Consider the following 760-nt stretch of genomic DNA (forward strand, 5'->3'; position numbering starts at 1 on the left):
GTTTAAACGAGCCCCCCCCACCGCGCCCACCCCCCCGCGCGCACCCCCCCGCGCGCACCGCCCCGCGCGGGCCCGCCGGGGGGCTCCGGCGGGGCACGCGCGGGCACTAGGCGACGGACAGGTGGAGCAGCGCGAGCAGCGGACTGGGACCGGCCAGCAGGCCCAGCGCCATCACGCCGCAGAGCGGCCTGTCCTTGACGAACATGAACACCATCAGGCCGATCGCGGAGAGGAGCACGGCGATCAGCAGCACGAGCGGGACGACGGACATGGTGGAACCCCTTCGGGGACGCCCGCGACCGCGCCGGTCACCCGCCGGCGATCACCGCCACCGACGCGCGGCGACGACCGCCGACCGATCCGGCACGGCGGGGACACGGGAACCGACGGCGCCGCCGAAGCCCGGAGCGGGCGCGGCGGGCACGTCGAGAACGGGTCGGGTCCGGTTCACCCGGATCACCCGAGGGGCGGAGCGCGGCTCGACCGCGACGTGGGGACGGCGGTCGCCGGCCGGATCCCGCCGACGGCGTCCAGGGGCGTCCTGCCCCGCAGGGCGCACCGACCGGTGACCCTCCCGCAGACCACCCACCAGGTGTCGGGGTGGGCCGTGGCCGGCAGGTGCCGCACCGCCACCGACGACCGCAGCCAGTCGTGGCGGTCGTCGTGCATCGACGGCTCGGACGACGCCGACCACCCGGCCACCACGACCGGCGGCGGACCGGCGTGGCCGTCAACCCGTTCCGGGTTTTCCCTTCGGTCT

Annotated in this window: 2 protein-coding genes; both read right to left on the bottom strand. The window is 76.7% G+C overall.

The window, feature by feature from the left end; translation table 11 throughout:
• Nucleotides 1–106 precede the first annotated feature (106 nt).
• Entirely contained in the window at nucleotides 107–271 is a 165-nt protein-coding gene (locus tag ACFV4N_RS43495) for a hypothetical protein (protein WP_499678555.1), read from the bottom strand.
• Nucleotides 272–456: 185 nt separating this feature from the next.
• On the bottom strand, nucleotides 457–760 hold a 304-nt coding region (locus tag ACFV4N_RS43500; protein WP_499678556.1), incomplete at its 5' end, for a hypothetical protein.

It is taken from the genome of Actinosynnema sp. NPDC059797, assembly GCF_042732085.1.
Classification (GTDB): domain Bacteria; phylum Actinomycetota; class Actinomycetes; order Mycobacteriales; family Pseudonocardiaceae; genus Actinosynnema.

Coding starts and splice junctions, on each gene's coding strand:
- ACFV4N_RS43495 (WP_499678555.1), bottom strand. CDS start 271: ATGTCCGTCGTCCCGCTCGTGCTGCTGATCGCCGTGCTCCTCTCCGCG.